20 protein-coding genes and 1 pseudogene are annotated in these 21454 nt (G+C 40.3%); 14 read left to right on the top strand and 7 right to left on the bottom strand.

The genetic code is table 11. The features are described from left to right. Both JNUCC41_RS11385 and JNUCC41_RS11390 read right to left on the bottom strand, forming a co-directional pair. Window positions 1–1617 (bottom strand): GAF domain-containing sensor histidine kinase, encoded by a 1617-nt coding sequence (locus JNUCC41_RS11385; protein ID WP_192207667.1) that lies wholly within the window; start codon window positions 1615–1617, stop codon window positions 1–3. Between the two features lie 12 nt (window positions 1618–1629). Continuing rightward, a complete protein-coding gene (locus JNUCC41_RS11390) occupies window positions 1630–2778 on the bottom strand; it encodes an iron-containing alcohol dehydrogenase (RefSeq protein WP_192207668.1) in 1149 nt (382 codons plus the stop codon). A 271-nt stretch (window positions 2779–3049) separates the two neighbouring features. Between JNUCC41_RS11390 and JNUCC41_RS11395 the strand changes: the two genes are divergently transcribed. The 9 genes from JNUCC41_RS11395 to JNUCC41_RS11435 all read left to right on the top strand — a co-directional run bounded on the left by JNUCC41_RS11395 (window position 3050) and on the right by JNUCC41_RS11435 (window position 10211). Continuing rightward, window positions 3050–4453 carry a M28 family peptidase gene (locus JNUCC41_RS11395; protein WP_192207669.1) on the top strand — a complete coding sequence of 468 codons (1404 nt, stop codon included), beginning with the start codon at window positions 3050–3052 and terminating at the stop codon, window positions 4451–4453. Between the two features lie 234 nt (window positions 4454–4687). Continuing rightward, window positions 4688–5113, top strand: coding sequence for a YwqH-like family protein (locus tag JNUCC41_RS11400; protein ID WP_228467600.1), 426 nt, complete (start codon window positions 4688–4690; stop codon window positions 5111–5113). Beyond that, entirely contained in the window at window positions 5113–5403 is a 291-nt protein-coding gene (locus JNUCC41_RS11405) for a YwqI/YxiC family protein (protein WP_192207671.1), read from the top strand. Before JNUCC41_RS11400 ends, JNUCC41_RS11405 begins: the two co-directional genes overlap by 1 nt. Beyond that, entirely contained in the window at window positions 5400–7553 is a 2154-nt protein-coding gene (locus JNUCC41_RS11410; protein WP_192207672.1) for an ADP-ribosyltransferase, read from the top strand. Before JNUCC41_RS11405 ends, JNUCC41_RS11410 begins: the two co-directional genes overlap by 4 nt. Window positions 7554–7562: 9 nt before the next feature. Further along, entirely contained in the window at window positions 7563–8585 is a 1023-nt protein-coding gene (locus JNUCC41_RS11415) for an ADP-ribosylglycohydrolase family protein (protein WP_192207673.1), read from the top strand. A gap of 129 nt (window positions 8586–8714) precedes the next feature. After that, a complete protein-coding gene (locus JNUCC41_RS11420) occupies window positions 8715–9113 on the top strand; it encodes a hypothetical protein (RefSeq protein WP_192207674.1) in 399 nt (132 codons plus the stop codon). 53 nt (window positions 9114–9166) lie between these two features. Further along, complete coding sequence (locus tag JNUCC41_RS11425; RefSeq protein WP_192207675.1) at window positions 9167–9445, top strand: hypothetical protein; 279 nt, start codon at window positions 9167–9169, stop codon at window positions 9443–9445. A 24-nt stretch (window positions 9446–9469) separates the two neighbouring features. Continuing rightward, window positions 9470–9856: a hypothetical protein gene (locus tag JNUCC41_RS11430; protein WP_192207676.1), complete on the top strand. Its 387-nt coding sequence runs from the start codon at window positions 9470–9472 to the stop codon at window positions 9854–9856. Window positions 9857–10019: 163 nt separating this feature from the next. Beyond that, complete coding sequence (locus tag JNUCC41_RS11435) at window positions 10020–10211, top strand: hypothetical protein (protein ID WP_192207677.1); 192 nt, start codon at window positions 10020–10022, stop codon at window positions 10209–10211. Between the two features lie 241 nt (window positions 10212–10452). On the opposite strand, the gene JNUCC41_RS11440 is transcribed toward JNUCC41_RS11435, so the two are convergent. Both JNUCC41_RS11440 and JNUCC41_RS11445 read right to left on the bottom strand, forming a co-directional pair. Beyond that, a complete protein-coding gene (locus tag JNUCC41_RS11440; RefSeq protein ID WP_192207678.1) occupies window positions 10453–11709 on the bottom strand; it encodes a DUF445 domain-containing protein in 1257 nt (418 codons plus the stop codon). A 300-nt stretch (window positions 11710–12009) separates the two neighbouring features. Continuing rightward, a pseudogene (locus tag JNUCC41_RS11445) lies at window positions 12010–12926 on the bottom strand (bile acid:sodium symporter family protein); the annotation flags it as partial. A 333-nt stretch (window positions 12927–13259) separates the two neighbouring features. Between JNUCC41_RS11445 and JNUCC41_RS11450 the strand changes: the two are divergent. From JNUCC41_RS11450 to JNUCC41_RS11465, 4 genes are all read left to right on the top strand, one after another. Continuing rightward, window positions 13260–13937: a response regulator transcription factor gene (locus JNUCC41_RS11450; protein WP_192207679.1), complete on the top strand. Its 678-nt coding sequence runs from the start codon at window positions 13260–13262 to the stop codon at window positions 13935–13937. Continuing rightward, the gene (locus JNUCC41_RS11455) at window positions 13934–15313 is read left to right on the top strand and encodes a sensor histidine kinase (protein WP_192207680.1); all 1380 of its coding nucleotides are present in this window, start codon (window positions 13934–13936) and stop codon (window positions 15311–15313) included. The genes JNUCC41_RS11450 and JNUCC41_RS11455 overlap by 4 nt, the downstream gene beginning before the upstream one ends. Window positions 15314–15412: 99 nt before the next feature. After that, entirely contained in the window at window positions 15413–16519 is a 1107-nt protein-coding gene (locus tag JNUCC41_RS11460) for an ABC transporter permease (protein ID WP_192207681.1), read from the top strand. Then, a complete protein-coding gene (locus JNUCC41_RS11465; protein ID WP_192207682.1) occupies window positions 16516–17193 on the top strand; it encodes an ABC transporter ATP-binding protein in 678 nt (225 codons plus the stop codon). Before JNUCC41_RS11460 ends, JNUCC41_RS11465 begins: the two co-directional genes overlap by 4 nt. 107 nt (window positions 17194–17300) lie before the next feature. Here the strand turns inward: JNUCC41_RS11465 and bioC are convergent, their stop codons facing one another. Genes bioC through bioF form a run of 3 tightly spaced genes read right to left on the bottom strand, consistent with a single transcriptional unit; the run spans window position 17301 to window position 20099 of the window. Then, entirely contained in the window at window positions 17301–18164 is an 864-nt protein-coding gene (gene bioC, locus JNUCC41_RS11470) for a malonyl-ACP O-methyltransferase BioC (protein ID WP_192207683.1), read from the bottom strand. Then, a complete protein-coding gene (locus tag JNUCC41_RS11475) occupies window positions 18157–18903 on the bottom strand; it encodes an alpha/beta fold hydrolase (RefSeq protein ID WP_192207684.1) in 747 nt (248 codons plus the stop codon). Before JNUCC41_RS11475 ends, bioC begins: the two co-directional genes overlap by 8 nt. Next, window positions 18900–20099 carry an 8-amino-7-oxononanoate synthase gene (gene bioF, locus JNUCC41_RS11480; protein WP_192207685.1) on the bottom strand — a complete coding sequence of 400 codons (1200 nt, stop codon included), beginning with the start codon at window positions 20097–20099 and terminating at the stop codon, window positions 18900–18902. Before bioF ends, JNUCC41_RS11475 begins: the two co-directional genes overlap by 4 nt. A gap of 470 nt (window positions 20100–20569) precedes the next feature. Here bioF and JNUCC41_RS11485 point away from each other — a divergent pair, with 470 nt between their 5' ends. After that, a complete protein-coding gene (locus JNUCC41_RS11485; protein WP_192207686.1) occupies window positions 20570–21409 on the top strand; it encodes a YitT family protein in 840 nt (279 codons plus the stop codon). Window positions 21410–21454: the final 45 nt, after the last annotated feature.

Consider the following 21454-nt stretch of genomic DNA (forward strand, 5'->3'; position numbering starts at 1 on the left):
TCATCCCCTTTCCTGTTCTGCTTGTAAGGGAAGCCTCAGGAAAAAAGTGCTTCCTTGTCCTGGTGTGCTCAAAACGTCGATATAACCACCATGGTCTTTGGCGATGCCAAGGCTTACAGACAGCCCCAAACCGGTACCTTTTTCACGGTCTTTAGTCGTATGGAAGGGATGGAATATGAAGGGCAGGCGTTCTTTTTCAATCCCGGTTCCGTTATCAGTCACCCGAACCACCATGAACTTGTTATCTGTATAGGTAGTGATCGCAATCGATTTTTCCGTTTGGGTGGACTCATCCAATGCGTCCTTGGCATTCAATAGCAAGTTGATGATGATCTGTTCTATCTGCGGCTGGCTGCCCTTTATGTAAGGAAGGTCTTCCTGAAGGGTAAGATGGAGGGATATCTGCTTCTTCCCAAGTTGGAACTTCAAAAGGTTCAAAACCTGGTTAATGGCTTCGTTAATAGAGTAATAGTGGAATCTATACTCATCTTGCCTTGAAAAGGTAAGCAGGCTTTTCACTATTTGCCTGCATCGATCTCCGCAAACCTTAATATCGTTTAACAGCATATGATCCAGATTATCCTGTGGGGTTTTACGTAATAAAAGTTGCGAGTTACCAAGAATGGCCGTTAATGGGCTATTCAATTCATGGGCAATCCCAGCTGCCATTTCACCGATCGCCCCAAGTTTACCGGCGTGTAATAGCTGGACTTCCATCTGTCTTCTTTCGGTGACATTTTTATAATAAGCAATGACCCCATATACTTGATGTTCCTTATTCTGAATCGGGTAGGCATGCATTTCCAGGATGGTATCATGCTGAAGGAGAATTTCCTGAAACCCTGGCTTATTACATGAAAAGGTATCTTGAATCAGATTTTGGGATTTTTCAATTAAAGGAATCTGGTCAGAAAAGTCCCTGGCTGAATCATTGGATTGATAGACCGCTCCTTTTTGATCAAAGACGATGATCATGTCTTCGACTGCCTTGAATGTATCCTCCCACTCCTGTTTGGAATGAAGAACTTCCTTATAAAGCTGGGCATTCTCCAAAGTTAACGCAAGCTGATTGGATAGTTGTTCAAGAAATTCGAGTTCATCTTTATGCCATGTTTTCTTTTTCTTCCTGCCAAAAGTCCAAATTCCGATTTTTTTACTTTTTCCGTATAAAGGGACCAATAGAAGTGATTCGATCTCAAGGGATAATAGACGTTCCTTTTCTCGGAAGTCCGGTAACTGTTTAACTTCCACCACAATGGGCAGTTTTTCTTTCAAGGCAGACGAGAAATCCTGAAAAGGGTGTAACAAATTTTTGGCATCCATTTCAAGTTCACAGTGACCATTAGGGCAGATATGAAGAAGGGCAGGTTCTTCCTCATACAATATGACAAAATGACTGTCATCGAAGGTAATGAGCTGCTTAAGTTTTGTGATAACATTTCGGAGAATCTCTTGGATGTCGATGTCCATATTCATATTTTTAGTGATGTCATTCATGATTTCAAGCTGCAAATTCTTCTTCTTCAGTTGATCCACGGTTTTCTTAAGTTCCGTGTAATACGTTTTCTTTGAAGATTTAACACCTGTCATTAAGTCTATCAACTCAATTTTGTTCATGCTTTTCACCTCTTAAAGGGCTGTAAGAAGCAGCTGATTAATCTGTTCTAATGACATATCACGAGGATTGGTGATCATGCAGGCATCCTCAAGAGCGGTCATCCCTATGGGGTCTATCATTTCTTTCGTAATGCCGACATCACTTAAACTCTTGGGAGCCCCTATATCCTGGGATAATTCCCTTACGAAGTGTATGGCTGCCATTCCTGCTTGCTGCTCGGTCAATGTCCGTGTATCGATGCCCATGATTTCTGCAATTTCGCTGAATCGCCTTGGTGAGGCAATTCGATTGAAATCCATGACATGGGGAAGGAGTATCGCATTGATTTCACCATGCGGAAGGAGGTATTTGCCGCCTAAGGCATGTGAAATGGCATGGGCAGCTCCCAAAATGGCATTTGAAAAAGCCAGTCCAGCCTGAAGGCTTGCCATCGCCATCGCTTTTTTTGCTTCCTCATTATGCCTGGATGCAACAGAGGGGCGTAAGTGGCGGGAAACGATGGAAAGCGCGTTTTTGGCTTGTACATCTGTCAAAGGCGTCGCTGCGATTGATACATAGGATTCAATGGCGTGGGTTAAAACATCCATTCCTGTAGCTGCGGTCAAATCCGGTCCCAAGGTGGTTAAGGTACCAGGGTCGACTATTGCAATATCGGGGACGAGTGATTTTGAAATGATCGTCATTTTTTTCTCGCGGAATGAATCGACGATCACTGAAAACTGAGATACTTCCGAACCCGATCCTGCAGTGGTCATGATCATCACCATGGGCGGGAGGGGTGAGTGGACTTTATCAACACCTTCATAATCACTGATGATGCCGCCATTCGTTACTAAAAGTGCAACCCCTTTGGCGACATCCAAAGCACTGCCTCCTCCCAAACCAATGATGGCATCACATTCTTGTTCTTTAAATGCCAAACAGCCGGCTTCGATCTCCCTATCCTTCGGATTGGTCGTCATTTCTATGAAGGTAGCAAAAGCAAGGCCTGCATCTTGGCAGGATGTTATGACTATATCTAACCAGCCAGCATTGGCCACCCCTGAGTCGCTGACTATCAAGGCCTTTTTGGCACCCAAACGCAAGCAGGCCTCGCCAGCTTGTTCAATCGAACCTTTTCCAAAAATCACTTCCGGCATCACGAATTTAGTTATCGACATCTTTGCGCCTTCTCCCTGTGAAAATTCTATTCCTTCTGTATTATTTTCCCGAAAAAGAGCGAAAATCCTGTTTGGATTCCAGGTATTTTTATATAATCTGACAAAATATCGAATGATAAGGAACTTTTGGCACGAGTCAAACCTCCTGTTAATTTCTTAAATTTGTAAATTCATTACTTTAGACATGTATGAATAGGGATAAACCTACCTAGTTGGTATTTTCTATATATTGTAAAATGGAGGTGAAATCTATTAAACTGGGAGGCAATCTATGAAAAAACAATTCCTATCGGTAACCTTAATCGCAGCATTGACACTCGGGACAGCCGGGACAACTACCGCTTTAGCAACGCCACATCCATCGCCGGTGCTATCTGCTCCATCCACGGACAAGCAAGTCATTAAAAAAATCGATGCCGATCGAATCTACAAGAATATTGAATACCTCTCACAAACACCTCGGGTCGCCGGTACCGATTCTGAGTATAAAGCCGTCCAATTCATCAAAAAGCAATTCAAATCTTATGGCTATAATGCCGATATCGAAGAGTTCAATTTTTTATCTTATACAGACCCAAATCTGGTCGAACTGTCCGTTGCCGGATTTGATGGGGAAATCCAAGCGAACCATTTAACCTATTCTGTTAATGGGGACCTATCCGGTGAATTGGTATATGCCGGTTTAGGAACGAAAGAAGAGCTGGAGGAAACCGACGTTTCAGGGAAGATTGCCCTTATACAAAGAGGGAGCCTCACTTTTGCAGAGAAAGTATTGAATGCAGCAGAAAAAGGGGCAGCGGGAGTCATCCTATTTAATAATGCAGATGGGGAATTAAACGGGACACTCGGAGAGGATAATGACAAGTATATTCCATCTGTCACGATAACCAAAAAGGATGGAGAAGCCCTGCTGGAAAAATTGAATGCCGGGGTTAAATTGACAGCATCATTAAAAATCGAAGGAGCGTATTCCGGAGAAAAGACCTCTTATAATGTAGTGGCAACGAAAAAAGCAACAAAGAACAATAAAGCAAAAAAGAGCGATATCATTTATATTACTGGACATCATGATTCCGTAGCAGGGGCACCCGGAGCGAATGATGATGCATCAGGAACATCCGTCACCCTTGAACTTGCACGTGTTCTGAAGAATCTTCCTACAGATACGGAAATTCGCTTCGTCACCTTTGGGGCCGAGGAAAATGGATTGCTAGGTTCACGGCATTATGTGAACAATCTCTCTGATGATGATATCAAGCGAACCATTGCCAACTTCAATCTGGATATGGTGGGAAGCAGGGATGCCGGGGATTTGGTCATTTTGACTAATGATGGAGAAATGAACCTTGTAACCGATCTGGCCCAGGCATCAAGTACAAGACTGAATGGAGAGCCGACTCCATATGGACAAGGCGGGCGAAGTGACCATGTATCGTTTGCTGAAGCCGGGATTCCAGCTGCTTTATTCATCCACAGTCCATCAGAACCTTGGTATCATACTCCTGATGATACCATTGATAAAATCTCAAAAGAAAAGCTTCAAGATGTTGCCGAAATTGTCGGCACCGCTGTCTATGACCAAGCTAAAATCGAAGCTAAAAAACCTGATCCAAATCATAAAAAAGGAAAAAAGGTGAAAGTACCGCAATTATTTGACGAAAAGGAATTCAAATAATGCAGTAAATATTTAGAGGGTGCAGCCTGCACTCTCTTTTTATATTTAAAAATGGAAAACAGGGGTAAAAGGTCTAATCTGGAAATGGTGTCCATGGGGAAGATTCCCTAAACACCTAGCATAAATAGCTTATTTATCCCTATTTAACTCTAAGACTATAATCCTTATAATGAAAAATATGAAAAATATGACAGTCTACATAATGAGAATAGTATGTTTGAGGTGATTTTTTTAGTGTATGCAAATTCATTGAGTGAAATTCACTCTGCCCTCTCCAGTAAAATGTCCGATGTGAATGAAAAAATCAATCGTTTGGAGCAGGCAAAAAGACAAATCAAAGACGAACAGAATGCTTCTCTGGGGGAAATTGCTAAAATTAAAAATCCGGACTTGGGTAAAAGCTGGACGGGAAACCGTGCAGAAGACTTTCAAGATGCCCGCAGTGATGCATACAAGGCAATGACAACGATCATTCATGATGATTATGACGACTATCAAGAGAAAATCGACGGTAAAATCATGATGCTTAATATAGAAAAAAAGGCTCTGAGTGCTGCAGGCACCATAGCCCATGAAGCCGATGTACTTTTAGGTAAAGGGGAAGCCGTCATAGATAAATTGGAAAGTAAAATATCATATTTAAAAGGGTGGTTGTTTTAATGACGACAATCAAACTGAATCATCCTGCCGTAACGAAGCAAGTCGATCAGGTGAAGACGGCACTTGGTACAGTCACGCTTGGAAATTTGCCGGCCGGCGAGCTTGGCAGCAATAAATTGGAATTCACCTCGAAATGGATCGACCGGGAAACGAACCTGGAAAAGGTCTTCGAGCAATATATTAAAATCGTCCAGAAAAATGTGGAAGATACCCGTGCAAACATTGACTTATTAAAAGAACAGGATGAAGCCATCGCCCATGTGTCTTCACATGGGTATCCTACGCGATGAAAATATATGAAGCCAAGACATTGACGGCCGCAACCAAGTCGCGCGCCAAGCAATATGAAGAACTAAAGAAGGAAGTCGCAGCCCTGAAAAAGGAATTTCAGGGCATCGTCGGCTTGGACAACGAGTTTCAAGGGGCCGGTGCCACTGCCATCAAAAGCTTCTATGAAGCGCAAATCGAGGTGGCGGACGCCTGGATGGAACTATTCACGACACAGATCAGTTTTTTGGAAGGCATTCCGGCCAGCCTGGAAGAGGCGGACCTCTCCGGAAATACGGTGGTCGAGGTTCCCTTTTTAGATGGTGAAGTCTCGAACGGCATCAACCAAGCGAAGTCGCTTGTCGATGAACAAGCGAACGATCTCCAAAGGATCCTCGCCAGCATTGACGATATCCTGCCTCTTGATAGGTTCGACCAAAAGGACTTTAATGAAAAAATCACGCTGGCCGGACAAAGGCTGGAAGATACCGTGACAAAGGTCGAGAATGTCGACAGGCAATTGGTCGAGGAATACGAAGTGTCCGTCGGGCAGGAAAACGTGGCCGTTGGCCTCTTCCGCGCCTTGCTTGATGCCACCAAACAGGACGGCAACGTTTCGCCGATGACGTTCAACCAATCGGCATTCAAGAATAGTGACGTCTATCAAGTGAAGGATGAGGTCGCCGGTCAGATGAAAGACTATCAGACCTTCAAAAAGCAGCAAGCCGAAGCCCGGAAAATCGAACAAGAAATGGAAGAACTCGAAAACCGCCCATGGTACGAAAAAGCCTGGGATACGACAAAAACCTTTACAGGGGAATTCACGGGATATTATGATTCAATCAGGGCCTCAACCGGAGTCGATCCAGTAACGGGACGCAAGCTGTCCGATGCCGAACGAATCGCAGCCGGCGCCATGGCAGCCGCTGGATTCATCCCCGTCGTCGGCTGGGCCGGCCGGGCCATCAAGGGCGGCAGCGCCATCTACAAAACCGCCAAAGGACTCAACGCAGCGAACCACGCGCTCGATGCCTATAAAACGACAAAAGGCTTTAGCCTCCTCCAGAAAACCGAATACGGGATATACGGACTCCTCGCCGCCAACGGCCTCTTTGAGGCCGTCGCCGGCAAAGACATGTTCGGCAACCAGCTAACCGAGGAACAGCGCCAGAACGGGCTGTTGATGGCACTTGGAATCGGTGGCGTGGCAGGTGCGGCTAAAATCGCTGATAAAGTAGCGAGTGGTACAAAGCTCGTCCCTTACAGCAAGGAATTTGCGCAAAAGCAGGTTCAGAAGGTTCAAGCCATCATCAACGGTATCGGCAAAGCCACATATGAAAATGTGATAAAGGTGGGTAAAGCCACTGGGAATGTTGCGAAAACAACCGGCCGTTTTATTACCAATGAAACAAAAAACTTTAAGGAAATTGCTGTATCTCATGGGAAAGTGGCTGGACGGACAATTGGTGAAATCAAAATGCCTGTTCTCAGACCATCCCTTCAACCTGCTGGGCATAATATGGTTGGACTTGAAACTGATTCAGTAAAAGTGAAGGAGCTCGTACAGAAATTTAGTGTTAGAGGTGGGGCCAGTGAAGCAACCCCTACAATTAGTAATATAGCCGAAGCTCATGAATGGGGAGAAGCGTACTACGCTAAGTGGTTAGATTCTTTGACCGAAAGCGAAAAGGCAGCAATTAAACAATACACTGGAAATGATTATCAATATATTAATAAATATTTGAGAGGAATTGAAAATTCTTTATATGGAATAGATAAGCAGGTTATTGATGATATTAAAAGTGGCCTGAATAAAGCAGCAGTTCCACATGATATGCAGATCTTTAGAGGAACTGACCTCACGCCATTAGAAAGTATTTTAAAAATAGACGACCATGGTAATATAGATTTGGGTTCGTTAATAGGAAAGACTTTTAAGGATGAAGCATTTGTGAGTACTGCGATTGTAAAAGAGTCATCATTTGATTATAAACAGGTTTCTTGGACTATAAATGTTCCAAAAGGAGCGAACGCTGCTTACGTTGGGAAAATTAGTGAATTTCCTGATGAGGCCGAGTTACTTCTAAATGCTGGTCAAGAATTACTTATCAAAGATGCCAATGAGGATGCGTATGGTAAGCTGCATCTTGTATTAGACTTAAACAAAAAGTAGGTGTAAAGAATGGCAGGCAGAAGAATGGTAGACAGATGGGAAGAAGATAACAAGATTTTTATGAGTTTAGCTATTAAGAAAAGAGTATTACCGAGTATGTATGGCGGTATTATCGGAGACATGCTTGGTGTTCCAGTTGAATTTAAAAAAAGAGGGACATTCACTATTAATGATATAACGGGATATGGAACCTATAATCAGCCGCCAGGTACCTGGTCGGATGATACTTCGTTAACTTTATGTTTAATTGAAAACTTAATTGAAAAAAGCGATTCAGCGGAGCTAATGCAAAAATTCGTTCAGTATATGGAATCTGGTTATTGGACACCACATCATGAAATGTTCGATATTGGCAGAACGACCAGTGAAGCCATAACCAAGTTTAAAAATGGAACGCCAGCGCAAGAATGTGGCGGAAATGCAATGTTTGATAATGGGAATGGGGCGTTGATGAGGATTGCTCCAGTAGCATTTATCCTTATTAATAACTTTAATTTCATTGAAAAAATCCAAACCATTAAAAAGTATACGGAAGTAACCCATGCACATCCGCGTTCTGTGGTAGGTTCCATTATTTATGTCGAGTTTTTACTTAGACTTTATTATAATAATTCTCCTGAAGATGCAATAAGACAAACAAAAAAACTTTTTGATGAGAATTTTGATAAAGATCATATATACCAAAAAGAGCTGCAATCTTATTCAAGAATTTTTGAGGAAGATTTCTTTTCATTACCACAAGAAGAAATTCAGTCAGATGGTTATGTCGTTCATACGTTAGAAGCAGCCATTTGGTGTTTAGGAAATTCAGATTCATTTAGCGAAGCCGTTTTAAAAGCAGTGAATCTAGGGGATGATACGGATACAGTAGGTGCCATTACAGGTACAATGGCAGGTATGTACTATAAAATGAACGACATTCCTAAAGAATGGCTTGAGAAAATCAAAAGAAAAGAAGATATCGATGAATTAATTAATCAATTCCATAGTTTTTGTGCAGATAAAGCAATTAAAGAAGAGTATGGAGATTGATGTAAATCACCCATATAAAAGCCCCCTATAAAAGTCCTTTATAGGGGGTTTTTATGTCTAGAGTCCAGTTTATGCTATGTTAAACGGGTAGCGAAGCAGTTTGAATTTGGGTGATGGAGAATGGAGTGAGTGGAAAAAATGATAAGAAAAGGTGAGTATACGATCTATAATGGGAAAGAGTATAGATTCATAGAATCGAATACAGTGGGAGCTATTGAATTAATAACCAATGATAAAAAAGATATGGGCAATGGCTTTACTTATTATAAAAATAATATTTACACGAAAATAGTAGGTTTAAATGAAGTTAAAGAATTATATTCTAATAATCCCTATGCTGTATACAAGGGAAAGCTGTTTCCAGCATCAGAAGAAAGAACAACTGGTAAAGTATTGTTAGTTACAACAAACACTGAACTCGCTAAAAGGATGGGTTTTGAACGTACAGATAAATATATGTACTCCAAATCTGTTGAATGGGATAAAGTGGAGATAATCGAGGAGAGGAAGCCCTATTCAATAGATTAAATATTTTCGTTTCAAATGCGATTTATATTTATTGCACTATATAGGAGAATAAAATGGATAATAAGAAAAAGCAGTTAATCAATCAAATAAAAGTTGTAATAAATAATCTTGAAAATGATTATTATAATGAAATTACTAGCGGCGTTTTACAACTTATATATATAAGATATAAGAATGCATTGAAATCATTGGAGGATAATGAAGATATAAGAGAATTAAATATAAAAGGTGGCATAAGGGCGTATATGGATAGTTATAGTGACTATCAAAATCCATTATTAGAAGAATTACATAAAGCTGAAAAATTATATAATGAATTATTGAATACTTGATAAAGTTTGAAAGTGGAGGAACCTATGATAAGAAAAGGAAAGTATGCAATGCATATTGGTAGCGAGTATAGTTTTAATCTACTGGAAGATAAGTCTATAAGGTTAATAAGTCATAAACAAGCTGATTTATCTCAAGGTTTCAAACATTTAGATGAAAATATCTATATAAAAAATGTTTCTGTAGAAGAGGTAGAAAATTTATTTAAGATAAATTCAAAGGCAATATATAAGGGAAGGGTGTTTCCAGCATCTGAAGATAGAAAAACCGGAAAAGTATTGTTGGATACAACAAACACTGAACTTGCCAAAAAGATGGGGTTTGAACGTACAGATAAATATATGTACTCCAAATCTGTGGAATGGGATGAGGTGGAGATAATCGAGGAGAGGAAACCCTATTCATTAGATTAATTTCCTCATTTAAACGCCTTTAAGGTCCGTTAGTTCTTTACATAAAGTAAAAGTGATTATTCGTTCAAAAAGTGGGTATAAAGTATTGAGCGGTCTTTCATTTAATATCTAGCACTAAGTTTTCTTTATGTTGAATAAGGAGAATTTGGTGGGAGGTGATTAAATGAGGAAAGCCTATGGTATAAAAAGTTTAATAATTTACCTTGAGTCGGTAAATTATCCAATTACCGAAGAGGAAATCAATGATCTAATATTAAATAAAAAGATACCCCATCTCAGACCCATCAATAATTTGCTGATTTTTAATTTAGATCATATTGATGGCTGGCTTAGTGATCAGCAATTCAAGCCTTAGTTAATTGAAGCCCTGCTTTAAGTGGGGCTTTGATGAATATGTTGTACAAAAGGAAAAGCTAGCCAAGGGGTTTCTTGAAAACCTTGGCTAGCTTTTTGTTTATCTCTTCATTTTCGAAAAAAAGAGGATCCTGCATATTGGTTGCTAATTGTATAAGGAATTTAAAGTCAACGAATCAGCCCCAGTTGAGTTAGTAATGACAGTATTCTCCCGTTACAATATCGGCCGAAGGTGCCAGGATTTATAACAGCTTAAGTAGCGCCTGTGCACCTGTTAGGATAACTCCTATTATAAAACCACAGACCGCTCCGTTCACACGAATCCATTGTAAGTCTTTTCCTACACCATTTTCCATCATATCAATAAGTGTTTCATTGTCTAGCTTATCTAAATTTTCCTGTACAAGATTACCGATCTGCGTATGATTTTTTTCAATGAGGACAGTAATTTGTTTCTGTATCCATTGATCGATGTGCGTACTATTCTCTTTTATGTTGTCCAGTACGTGCTGAATCATTGGAGTCAGGTAAGTATCCATGAAATGTTCACCTTCTACAAAGTCTAACGCATCTTGTTGAATTTGCTGTAGACTTCCCGTTATTGTCGCTTCAGGTTCCCATTTTGTCAGAAGTTGTTTTTTCCATTTTTCAACTCCTTCTAACAGTTCCCGGTTATGGTTAATGCCTTGTATCTCATTTCGGATATATAAGATTAAAGCCTCTCTATTTGGTTCTTTCTCGTTTTGTAAATTATTTACGACACTTAACAAAAGGTTTTGTATGATATTCCCAAGTTTCTCTTCGTTAAGCAGACTTTGAATGGATTTGACGGCAAACTGAAGCATGCCATCCAGTTCAATCTTGCTTAGTACATCCATGGAAACAGTGCCAAGTCGACGGCTGGTTTGTTTTTTCCTTAACCAATCTTCCGCTTTTTTCAAAACATGATCCAGAGCCTTCTTATCGAATTGTTCATTAAGTAACTCTGAACTTACTAGATGAAGAATCTTGCCCATGTCTATGTTAGAAAGTGATGCTTCAATTTTTTTTGCAACGAAAGGTGTAATCTTTTCTATATCTATATAACAAATCAATTGCTTGATAAGTTTAATTAGTACTTTTCTAAAAGTATCACTTTGTACCTCTTTTACTAAAATGGGAATCAATTTTTCTGTAAAAGGAACATGTTTTACTTTGTCTTGAATACTTTCCTTAGAAAGCCAGTTATTTTTTAGCATCGAAACAAGTGCATTTGTCATTCTTTTACGATTGTTGGGCAAAAGCGCTGTATGGGGGATCGGTAATCCAAGTGGATGGCGGAATAATGCAGTGACTGCAAACCAATCTGCCAATCCGCCGACTAAACCAGCCTCAAACCCTCCATGTAATAAATCTAACGGCAATGAACCTTGAAATGGAGTGGTTGCAATATAACCCGCTCCCATGATCATTAGTGAATATCTAGCTATTTTTCTTGAAGATTTTATTTTTGGTGACATTATATTCCCTCATCCTTAAAATGATAGTCAATTACTATAACCCGAATCATTAGCAAATTTTATAACTTACTTTTATCTAGTAGTATAGCAGGTAGTTCAAAAAAATACTCCCAACAAGGGCAGTCAGTTCATCTATCGGGGAATGGGGAATCGCCCTTTAAGTATGAAAGCTTAAAATATGCCACATGAATCGAACTCACAATCATTGATATTTTCCTTTGAATTTCAAAGGTGGGGATGGTTGATTCACATAAAAAAAAGCCGATTATTCAATCGGCTTTTTTTATTCATCCAACAATATTATGATACGTCTGTTTTTATCGTATAATTTGTCCCTGCATTTTTTTTATCTTTCATGCGACTGAAAATAAAGGCTAGAACGGAACGTGATATATTATGCCAAATACTGAAAATGGCACTAGGTACAGCGGCCAAAGGCGAGAAATGGGCCGTTGCTATAGCTACACCTAAACCTGAACCTAAACCGGAATTCTGCATACCAACCTCCAACAGCTTTCTGTTTAGCTAAATCCATCCTGCATAATCGAGCAAAGAAAAAGCCGAGAAGAAAACCAAGAACATTATGAAGAACGACAACTGCAAAAATAAGCAAACCTGTTTTAGCCAGCTGAGTTTGGCTGCCAGCCACTACGGCAGATACGATCAGAACGATAGAAATGACAGATACTAGAGGAAGAGCCTATGCCCTAGCTTCTGCCTGTTTACTGAAAAACTTTTTAACGATGAATCCAAGCAACGATGGGATGATTACCACTTGAATGATGGAAATGAATAATGATCCAATACTGATATCGACCCATTTACTTGCTAAGAGCAAAATAAGCAGGGGCGTTACGATAGGCGCTAGAATAGTGGAAACAGAAGCAATGGCAACTGCAAGCGGAACATTTCCTCTCGCAAGAAACACCATGACATTTGATGCTGTGCCACTAGGGGCAGCATCCAACCAAAATAACCCCAACAGCCACTTCTTTCGGTAAGTCGAACCCTATTGCTAATGCAAATGCCAGTAATGGCATAATGATAAAATGTCCTGCTACCCCTAGTGCCACTTCTTTTGGACGCCGGAAAACTTCTTTAAAATCCGATGCTGATAGTGTAAGTCCCATGCCAAACATGACAATTCCTAATAATGGAACAATATAGGCTCCAATCCATATATAATGATCAGGCAAGATATAAGCGATAATGGGGAATTCAGGATATTTTAAACCCCTTTAAAAAAATCCCATATGGTTATTTTCATTATGGACAGTCATATTTAAAGCGATGATTTTTGGAACTATAATTCTCTTCCGCTAAAAATAGTGTGAATATGACATTTACTATAGAAATAGGGACGGGGTTTTTAGAGAATCTGTTCGATTTTTCACTTTATCTTTTAATAAAAAATAAGAGGGTGCTGTATATTGGTGGCAAACTAGTTAATAAGGAACTGGAGATTGAATTAGTATTTGTTGTTTTACAGGATCAATTATTGCTATTGTAAGTTTAGCTAGGGCTATAAAAGAAGTGGAGATGTGGTTTCTTTGATACATATATTAATTGCGGATGATGATCGGCATATTCGGGAGTTGCTTAAATTTCACTTGGAAAAGGAAGGATACATGGTATCGGAAGCAAAGGACGGGAATGAAGCTTCCTTGATATTGGAGAGGGAACGGATCCATCTGGCGGTTGTCGATATTATGATGCCATTTAAAAACGGACTGGATCTTTGTAAGGAAATCCGGGATCAATATGATCTGCCGGTCATTTTATTGACAGCTAAAGATCAACTTATCGATAAGGAAAAGGGGTATTTTGCGGGTACGGATGATTACCTCGTGAAGCCATTCGAGCCACGGGAACTTCTATTCCGGATAAAAGCGCTATTGCGAAGGTACCGTATGGTGAATTCTGAATCCATCTCATTGAATCAAACGGTCATTGACCGTAAAAGTTATGAAGTTCGAATAATGGGGAATTCGCTGCTCCTGCCACTTAAGGAATTCGAGCTGCTGGCACAGCTTGGGAGTTTTCCAGATCAGGTCTTTACGCGTGAACAGCTTATTGAATTGGTATGGGGTGCTGATTTTGAAGGGGATGATCGGACGGTCGATGTCCATATTAAACGGTTAAGGGAACGTTTTGCCGGGCGGACCGATGATTTTGTTATAACGACTGTCCGTGGCTTAGGTTATAAACTGGAGGTCAACAAGAAGTGAAAACACTTTATTTCAGAATAGTTATTCAAACCATTTTAATCATGGTGCTTGCCAGTGTCATCGCTTTTTTAATTTCCAATGTTTATTATCATCAGGTTCAAAAACCCAACAATGGTGAGAAGATAAAGAAAGTCGCAAATGATATCGTCTCCTTATATGAGGAAAATCCTGATCAGGATATTGATGCGTATTTAACTCATATTGCAGGATTGCACTATCAAATGTATCTATTTAATGAGCAGGGTGAAGGAACTTTATACGGTGAGCCTTTTCGGGAAACGGCATTGGACACAGATACGATTTCTGCAGTTTTGAACGGGATGACCTATCAAGGGATCGCCCATTATAATAATGGTTTATTTATTACCGGATTTTTTGAAGATGTATTGATTAATAGCATTGGGGTACCGATGGACGTCAATGGTGAAAAACATGCATTGTTTGTAAGGCCGAATATAGAGCTGCAGTTTGGTGAATTCCGCTTTTTCCTTGCAGTTTTGCTTGTACTCACGCTCTTTCTCAGCTTTTTATTTGTAATCATCAACACGCGTTTCATCGTTAAGCCGATTACGAAATTAACGGAAGCTACAAAAAGAATCGCCGATGGGGATTATAGTAATGAATTGAATGTCACCCGGAGCGATGAGATAGGGGATTTGGCACAGCATTTCTCGAAAATGACTCATAGTATCCAACGGTTGGATGATATGAGGCAGGAGTTCGTATCGAATGTATCCCATGAAATTCAATCTCCACTTGCATCCATTCAAGGTTTTTCCCAAACACTTCAATCGGAGGAATTAACAAAAGAACAAAGAAATCAGTACTTGTCCATTATTGAAAAAGAAAGCAGGCGCATGTCGTTGTTAAGCAAACAGCTGCTCATGCTTGCTTCGTTGGATAAAGCGGATGATCCGCTGCAACGGTCCCAATTCGATTTAGCGCAACAAATACGGCAAGTGTTGTTCATGCTGGAATGGAATTGGCGGGAAAAAGAGATGGTGATCGAAATGGATTTGCCTTCAACCTCCATTTCTGCAGATGAGAAACTTTTAAATCAAGTATGGACGAATTTGATAACCAATAGCATTAAATACTCGGAAAACGGCAGTTCGATCAATATTCGGATAAAAAAAGTAGGCAGTGCTGTTGAAGTGATGATTGCGGATACGGGTATGGGAATTCCGGAAGAAGACCTCCCTTATATCTTTGATCGGTTTTATAAAGTCGACAAAGTGAGGAACAGGAGTGAAACAGGAAGCGGATTAGGACTTTCGATTACGAAGAAGACGGTTGAACTTCATGGGGGAACGATTGAAGTTCAAAGCGAACTCGGTAAAAGGACCACTTTTTATATACGGTTGCCCCTTATGTAATCAGTTGTTCATCTTCCATTCATATTGATTGTTTACAATCAGGTCATACCGAATCAATTAGGACTTGATCGGTAAACAGAAGGAATGGGAGATGAAATAATGTTTTTGGCAATACGTGAACTAAAGCATTCAAAGTTACGTTATCTGCTGATTGGACTGATCATGGTATTGGTCGCTTTGCTTGTCTTTATCATTTCAGGATTAGCTAATGGACTTTCTTCGGATAATGCTTCATCCATACAAAACATGAAGGCCGACTATTTCGTAATGGAGCATGACTCCAAAAATAAATTGAACCGATCGATCATATCCATGGAGAAGCTGGATGAAATCCGGGCTTCGGCGGATGTTAAAGCAGCCGAAGGTCTGGGGCAAATGATGGTCACATTGAATAAAATCGGCTCATCGGAGAAAACGGATGTCACCATTTTTGCGACCGAAGCCAGTGGTATTTTAGCACCGAAGGTCATTGAAGGAACGAACTATGACAATGAGAAACAAGGTGAAGTGTTAGCAGATCGTTCTTTAAAAGAAGTGGGGTATAAATTGGGTGATTCACTTAAAGATGACCTATCAGGTAAGGTTTTCACCATTGTTGGATTTACTGAAAAGCAGTCTTACAGCCACTCACCGGTAGTTTACATGAATGTTAAGGGGTGGCAGGAGATTAATCCTGCATTGAAAAATCAAGAGAAAGATTCAATCAGCACAATAGCCGTGCAAATGGATTCGAAGGCAGAAGAAATTGTACGTGAATCATTGCCTGAAGGACTAACGCTCATTTCAAAAGAAGAATCACTTCAGAGTATACCAGGCTACAAAGAGGAACAGGGCACGTTGACGATGATGATTGCCTTCTTGTTTGTCATCGCAGCTTTTGTTTTGGCTGTATTCTTTTATGTGATTACCTTGCAGAAGACGAATCAATTTGGAGTCCTTAAAGCACTTGGGGCCAATACGGGCTACCTGGCAAAAAGTATCGTTGGTCAAGTAATGCTGCTTGCCGTGACATGCATAGCCATCAGTGTTGCCCTGACATATGGCGTAACGTTAATCATGCCAGAAGGAATGCCATTTGAATTGAGTACCGATTTGGTCGTTAAATATTCCGTGTTACTTTTGGTTGTATCCGTATTGGGTTCACTGCTATCCCTATACCGAGTAGCGAAGATAGATGCGATTGAAGCGATAGGGAGGGTATCATGATGGGGGATAAACTATTATTCGAAAACGTCAGTAAGATTTATGGGGAAGGCGACAATAAGGTGACAGCCCTTGATAATATTTCCCTGAATGTGAGGGCGGGGGAGTTCGTCGCCATCGTGGGTCCTTCAGGTTCAGGAAAAAGTACTTTTCTTTCGATAGCAGGTGCCTTACTATCTCCGAGCAAAGGCCGCTTACAGCTGAATGATGAGGATATTACAACTCTATCCCCAAAGGAATTGACTAGAGTGCGCCTTGAAAAGATCGGGTTTGTATTCCAATCATCGAATCTTGTGCCATATCTCACCGTACGGGATCAGCTTCTGCTACTTTCTGAACTGATTGGCAAGCGGGATAAAAAAACCATGAAAAAAGCGGACGAATTGCTTGGCCACCTTGGACTTGGACATCGGGCAGATCACCTGCCGGAAGCACTGTCGGGCGGTGAGCGGCAGCGTGTAGCCATCGCCCGTTCGCTGATGAATGATCCAGAAATCATTTTAGCGGATGAACCAACCGCAAGTCTTGATTCCAAAAGAGGCAGGGATGTTGTTGAAATGCTTGCACATGAGGTGAAGTCAAGAAATAAAGCGGCCATCATGGTAACGCATGATGAAAGAATGTTGGATTTATGTGATCGAGTGGTCAATATTACGGATGGCAAGGTTTTTGGATGAAGTTAAAAAACACACTCTCATGAGCTGATCATTAAATAATCGCCGCCTCTCCAAAGGAGAGGCGGCAGAAATCGCTTGGATTGGAACCTGGTCAATCGGGCCTGCAATCATGTATAATATTTTGCTTGTATCCTATAGTTATCTTCGGATTGATCATATTTTTTTATCTTAAAGAACAAACAGTGATAGGTTGCTTTCACACCTGATTCATTTCGATATTCTTTATCATATATGCTGATTAACTCTCGGAAAAAGGAAGGGCGCTGGCAGTAATTTTCTTTGTTGCTGTTAGCTGCACCAATCTTTTTAATTGAAGTGAAAAATTCACGTACTGTCTGAAAGTACTCCAGTTCAAACTCTTCCATTTTTGTTATCTCGATTGGAACTGCTGTTGAAAAAGGGATTGCTTCTTCACAAACTTGGGATAATTCTTCTAGAGAATAAAACATTTGACCTGGTGAACTATCAATGGCAAGCTCAAGCTTGTCCTTCGCCTGTTCATATGACATATGAAGCTCTTGAAAGGTATCAATTCCGAACGTTGAAAATATGAGGCTTCCATCAGCGGTTAATCGTGTAAACAGTTTTTCAAGTGTTGCAGGAAGTTCATTCAGCCATTGAAACGTTGCATTGGAAATAATCAAGTCGTAATGTTCATTAAGCGCCATTTCTTCGATATCCGTACATAAAAATGTAACACGTTCTTCATCTGTCATTCCTTTCGCCACTTCGACCATTCCTTGTGCCAAATCAACAGCCGTAATAGCGGCATTAGGGAATGTTTTGACGAGTAACCTGGTTAAGTAACCAGTGCCGCAGCCAATTTCAAGAATATTGGTTACCTGGTTGGTGTTTATTTCAGGAAGCAAATCCACTAATTGTATTGCCATGTTTTTTTGAACATTGGCATACGCGTCATATGTTTTCGCATGTTCACTGAACCGCTTACTTAACAATCGCTTATCAATCATGAGTGTACTCCTTTTGAATAAATGTTTTTATCTGCTGCATACATTCCTGTGGTCTTGTGAAAAACGGAGTATGGCCAGCGCCTTCGATAATATGAAACTCGGCTTTCCCACCGAGGTTTTCTTTAATGAAAGATGAGGCTTCGAGTGGACAAATGTTGTCTTCCCTCCCATGAAGCAATAAAAAGGGGGCTTCAATCCTGTTGAGGCTTGCTCTAGCATCTTTCTGAAGTAAATAATTCAAGCCAATAAGAAGTGAAGACACATCATCTCCATGAAACTCGCTTTGAATGGTCTTGATGAATTGATGATATAAACCTTCTTCTTTTTCAGCTTCGGAAAACATCGCTTCATAGAAAGAAGCCAAAGTCTTCTCTTTATTGCGTTGTAGCTGTTTCTTCATGCGCTCGACCATTCGTGGATCCCAGCCAAATGAATAATTCTCTCCTGTTATAAACCGACTTGTTGCACCAAAAAGGATAAAACCTTTTATTTTTTCTTTATACGAACTTGCAAGTTCAAGTGATACTAGTGATCCTAATGACCAGCTCAGTATATAAACTGGACCGTCGATGGAAGCGATTGTGTCTATGACTCTTTCTTCAAAGTCATTTAGTGTTTTCATATCTCTCCATTCTATAAATGAAAGGTGGAATACATCTGACAGCGGTTTGATTAACGGTTCAAACGCGCCTTTTTCCATTCCCCACCCAGGAAGCATGACTAAATTCGGCTGTTTCATTCAATAACACCCATTTCCTTTCCAATGACTGAAATCTTTTCAACTGCCCAATCAAGCTCTTTTTTATCGTGGAGAGCTGTTACGGTAAACCGGATCCTCGCCTCATTTTCAGGAACGGTCGGCGGCCTGACAGCAATAGCTGCAATTGCTTCTTTCTGTAAACGTGCGGCAAATTCCATCGCTTTTTCGTTTTCCCCGATGACGATAGGGACAATTTGCGATCGACTTCCGCAAATATTAAACCCGTTATATGTGAGTTCTTCTCTAAAGTGTCCTGAATGTGTTTGGAGCAGTGAGCGGCGTTCTGGTTCTTGCTGTACAAGTTCAATCGCTGTTTTTATGGCACCGAGAATGGCCGGGGGAAGTGCAGTTGAATAAATGAATCCGCGCATGCGATTTTTTAAATAGTCGATTAGCCATTTTTTTCCGACGACATAGGCACCGAATGAACCGAGCGCTTTACTGAATGTTCCCATTTGGATATCTATTTTATTTTGAAGTTGGAGATGACCGGCATAACCTTCACCGTTTTTACCGTAGATGCCGCTTCCGTGCGCTTCATCTGTCATTAACATTGCGTTATAACGTTCCTTTAACCGAACGAGGTCTTCGAGATAAGCAAAGTCACCGTCCATGCTGAAGACAGTATCCGTCACGATTAATTTACGTGCTTCAATTGGTGCTTTTTTCAAAAATGCTTCTAAATGATCTAAATCATTATGACGATAGCGTATATGCTTTGCACGGCTTAAAAGAGCTCCATCGACAATGCTTGCATGATTCAATTTATCGCTATAAATAATATCGTTTCGGGACAGCAGGGTGGATATTATTCCAAGGTTCGCGTTATATCCACTGTTGATAATGAGTCCCGCCTCGGCTTTCTTCCAATCGGCAAGAGCTTGTTCGGCTTGCTCATAAAGGGGATGATTGCCAATAATTAAACGTGAAGCCGTTGCTCCTGCACCATATGTATGTACTGCATCCACCATCGCCTTTTTCAGCCGCTCATCCCCTGCATATCCTAAATAGTTATTAGAAGCTAGATTCAGCATCCTGCACCCATTGATCGTAAGCCATGTCTGCTCGGCAAATGCCGTCGATACGAGTTCACGCTTTTGAGATATCTCTTCTAAATAAGCCAGTTCCTTCTTGATTTTTTCTTCCCAACAAGGTAATTGTTTTTCACTGTGCATGCCCATTCTCCTTTTTATATGTTAACTAAAATAAATATAGGTTAACATATAAAATATTCTAATCATGACCCAAGGAAACTGTCAAGCCTTGAAAAAGGACTGATAATAAATTGAAAATCCAATCTGGGAGTAATCAAAGTTCAAAAAAAGACACATATCAAAAGCGTGCGGTTGGTTATTTGAACCAATTCGAGAAACATGAAACTAACATAAAAATAAGTTTAGGGAGAAGGAGGCTAATGATATTTGAATGGGCAGCGGCTTTGTTAAGCTAATGTATAAAAGAGCTTAGTGAAAATTAGTCCCATTTGTATGTATTAAGCCCGTACATTGAAGATAATCTAACTTCCAAGGTAGTCTTTTTGTTAAACCTTCAAATCTTTGAAGGATTAAATGGAATTCCATGTTACTATAGAGCAGTGAAATTACCGAATTCACATTAACCATTACATAAAGGAAGGGTAATAAATATGAAAAAGATTTCTTTAGATGTTTTCTTTATATTAATAGGAGCTTTTATTTTCGCTTTGGCAATAAATCTTTTCGTCATTCCCAATGAACTTGGTGAGGGGGGAGTAACGGGGATAACCATCATTTTATTTTATCTTTTTGAATGGTCACCAGGGCTGTTAAGTTTGATCATTAACGCTTTCCTGCTCATCGTCGGTTATAAATATTTATCGAAAATGACAACGGTATATACAATCATAGCCGTTGCATTTAATTCACTTTTCCTTCATTTAACCGAAAGTTGGACGATTTCTTCAGATGAATTGGTTATTAATGCGATATTTGGCGGAGTTTTTGCCGGTGCAGGAATTGGCATGATCATTCGTGTCGGAGGCACTACTGCCGGTACGACGATCCTGGCCCGAATTACAAATAAGTATTTGGGATGGAGCTTAAGCTATGGACTTCTGTTTTTCGATTTGATCGTTGCGTTCTCATCTTATTTCATCATTGGTGCAGAAGGCCTGATGCTCACTATCCTTATGCTTTATATTGGAACAAAAACGATGGAGTTCATCATTGAGGGATTGAACCCGAAAAAAGCGATTACAATCATTTCAAATGAAGCGGACCAGATTGCAAAACAAGTAACCGAATTGATGGACCGGGGGGTCACTGTTTTTAGCGGTCATGGATACTATACAAAGGCATCCAAGGATATTTTATATATCGTTATAAGTAAGCAAGAGGTTCTAAAGTTAAAGAGAATAGTGCAGTCGACAGATAGCAATGCTTTTATAGCCATACATGATGTTAGGGACGTATTTGGTGAAGGATTCCTGGATATCTCGAAGTCCTGATGCGATTTGTGAGGCGGAAATGGTATATGCGAATGAAAAGGCCTA

The organism is Brevibacillus sp. JNUCC-41 (genome assembly GCF_014844095.1).
GTDB classification, from domain to species: Bacteria; Bacillota; Bacilli; order Bacillales; family DSM-1321; genus Peribacillus; species Peribacillus aracenensis.

Coding starts and splice junctions, on each gene's coding strand:
- JNUCC41_RS11385 (WP_192207667.1), bottom strand. CDS start 1,617: ATGAACAAAATTGAGTTGATAGACTTAATGACAGGTGTTAAATCTTCA.
- JNUCC41_RS11390 (WP_192207668.1), bottom strand. CDS start 2,778: ATGTCGATAACTAAATTCGTGATGCCGGAAGTGATTTTTGGAAAAGGT.
- JNUCC41_RS11395 (WP_192207669.1), top strand. CDS start 3,050: ATGAAAAAACAATTCCTATCGGTAACCTTAATCGCAGCATTGACACTC.
- JNUCC41_RS11405 (WP_192207671.1), top strand. CDS start 5,113: ATGACGACAATCAAACTGAATCATCCTGCCGTAACGAAGCAAGTCGAT.
- JNUCC41_RS11410 (WP_192207672.1), top strand. CDS start 5,400: ATGAAAATATATGAAGCCAAGACATTGACGGCCGCAACCAAGTCGCGC.
- JNUCC41_RS11415 (WP_192207673.1), top strand. CDS start 7,563: ATGGCAGGCAGAAGAATGGTAGACAGATGGGAAGAAGATAACAAGATT.
- JNUCC41_RS11425 (WP_192207675.1), top strand. CDS start 9,167: ATGGATAATAAGAAAAAGCAGTTAATCAATCAAATAAAAGTTGTAATA.
- JNUCC41_RS11430 (WP_192207676.1), top strand. CDS start 9,470: ATGATAAGAAAAGGAAAGTATGCAATGCATATTGGTAGCGAGTATAGT.
- JNUCC41_RS11435 (WP_192207677.1), top strand. CDS start 10,020: ATGAGGAAAGCCTATGGTATAAAAAGTTTAATAATTTACCTTGAGTCG.
- JNUCC41_RS11440 (WP_192207678.1), bottom strand. CDS start 11,709: ATGTCACCAAAAATAAAATCTTCAAGAAAAATAGCTAGATATTCACTA.
- JNUCC41_RS11460 (WP_192207681.1), top strand. CDS start 15,413: ATGTTTTTGGCAATACGTGAACTAAAGCATTCAAAGTTACGTTATCTG.
- JNUCC41_RS11465 (WP_192207682.1), top strand. CDS start 16,516: ATGATGGGGGATAAACTATTATTCGAAAACGTCAGTAAGATTTATGGG.
- bioC (WP_192207683.1), bottom strand. CDS start 18,164: ATGATTGATAAGCGATTGTTAAGTAAGCGGTTCAGTGAACATGCGAAA.
- JNUCC41_RS11475 (WP_192207684.1), bottom strand. CDS start 18,903: ATGAAACAGCCGAATTTAGTCATGCTTCCTGGGTGGGGAATGGAAAAA.
- bioF (WP_192207685.1), bottom strand. CDS start 20,099: ATGCACAGTGAAAAACAATTACCTTGTTGGGAAGAAAAAATCAAGAAG.
- JNUCC41_RS11485 (WP_192207686.1), top strand. CDS start 20,570: ATGAAAAAGATTTCTTTAGATGTTTTCTTTATATTAATAGGAGCTTTT.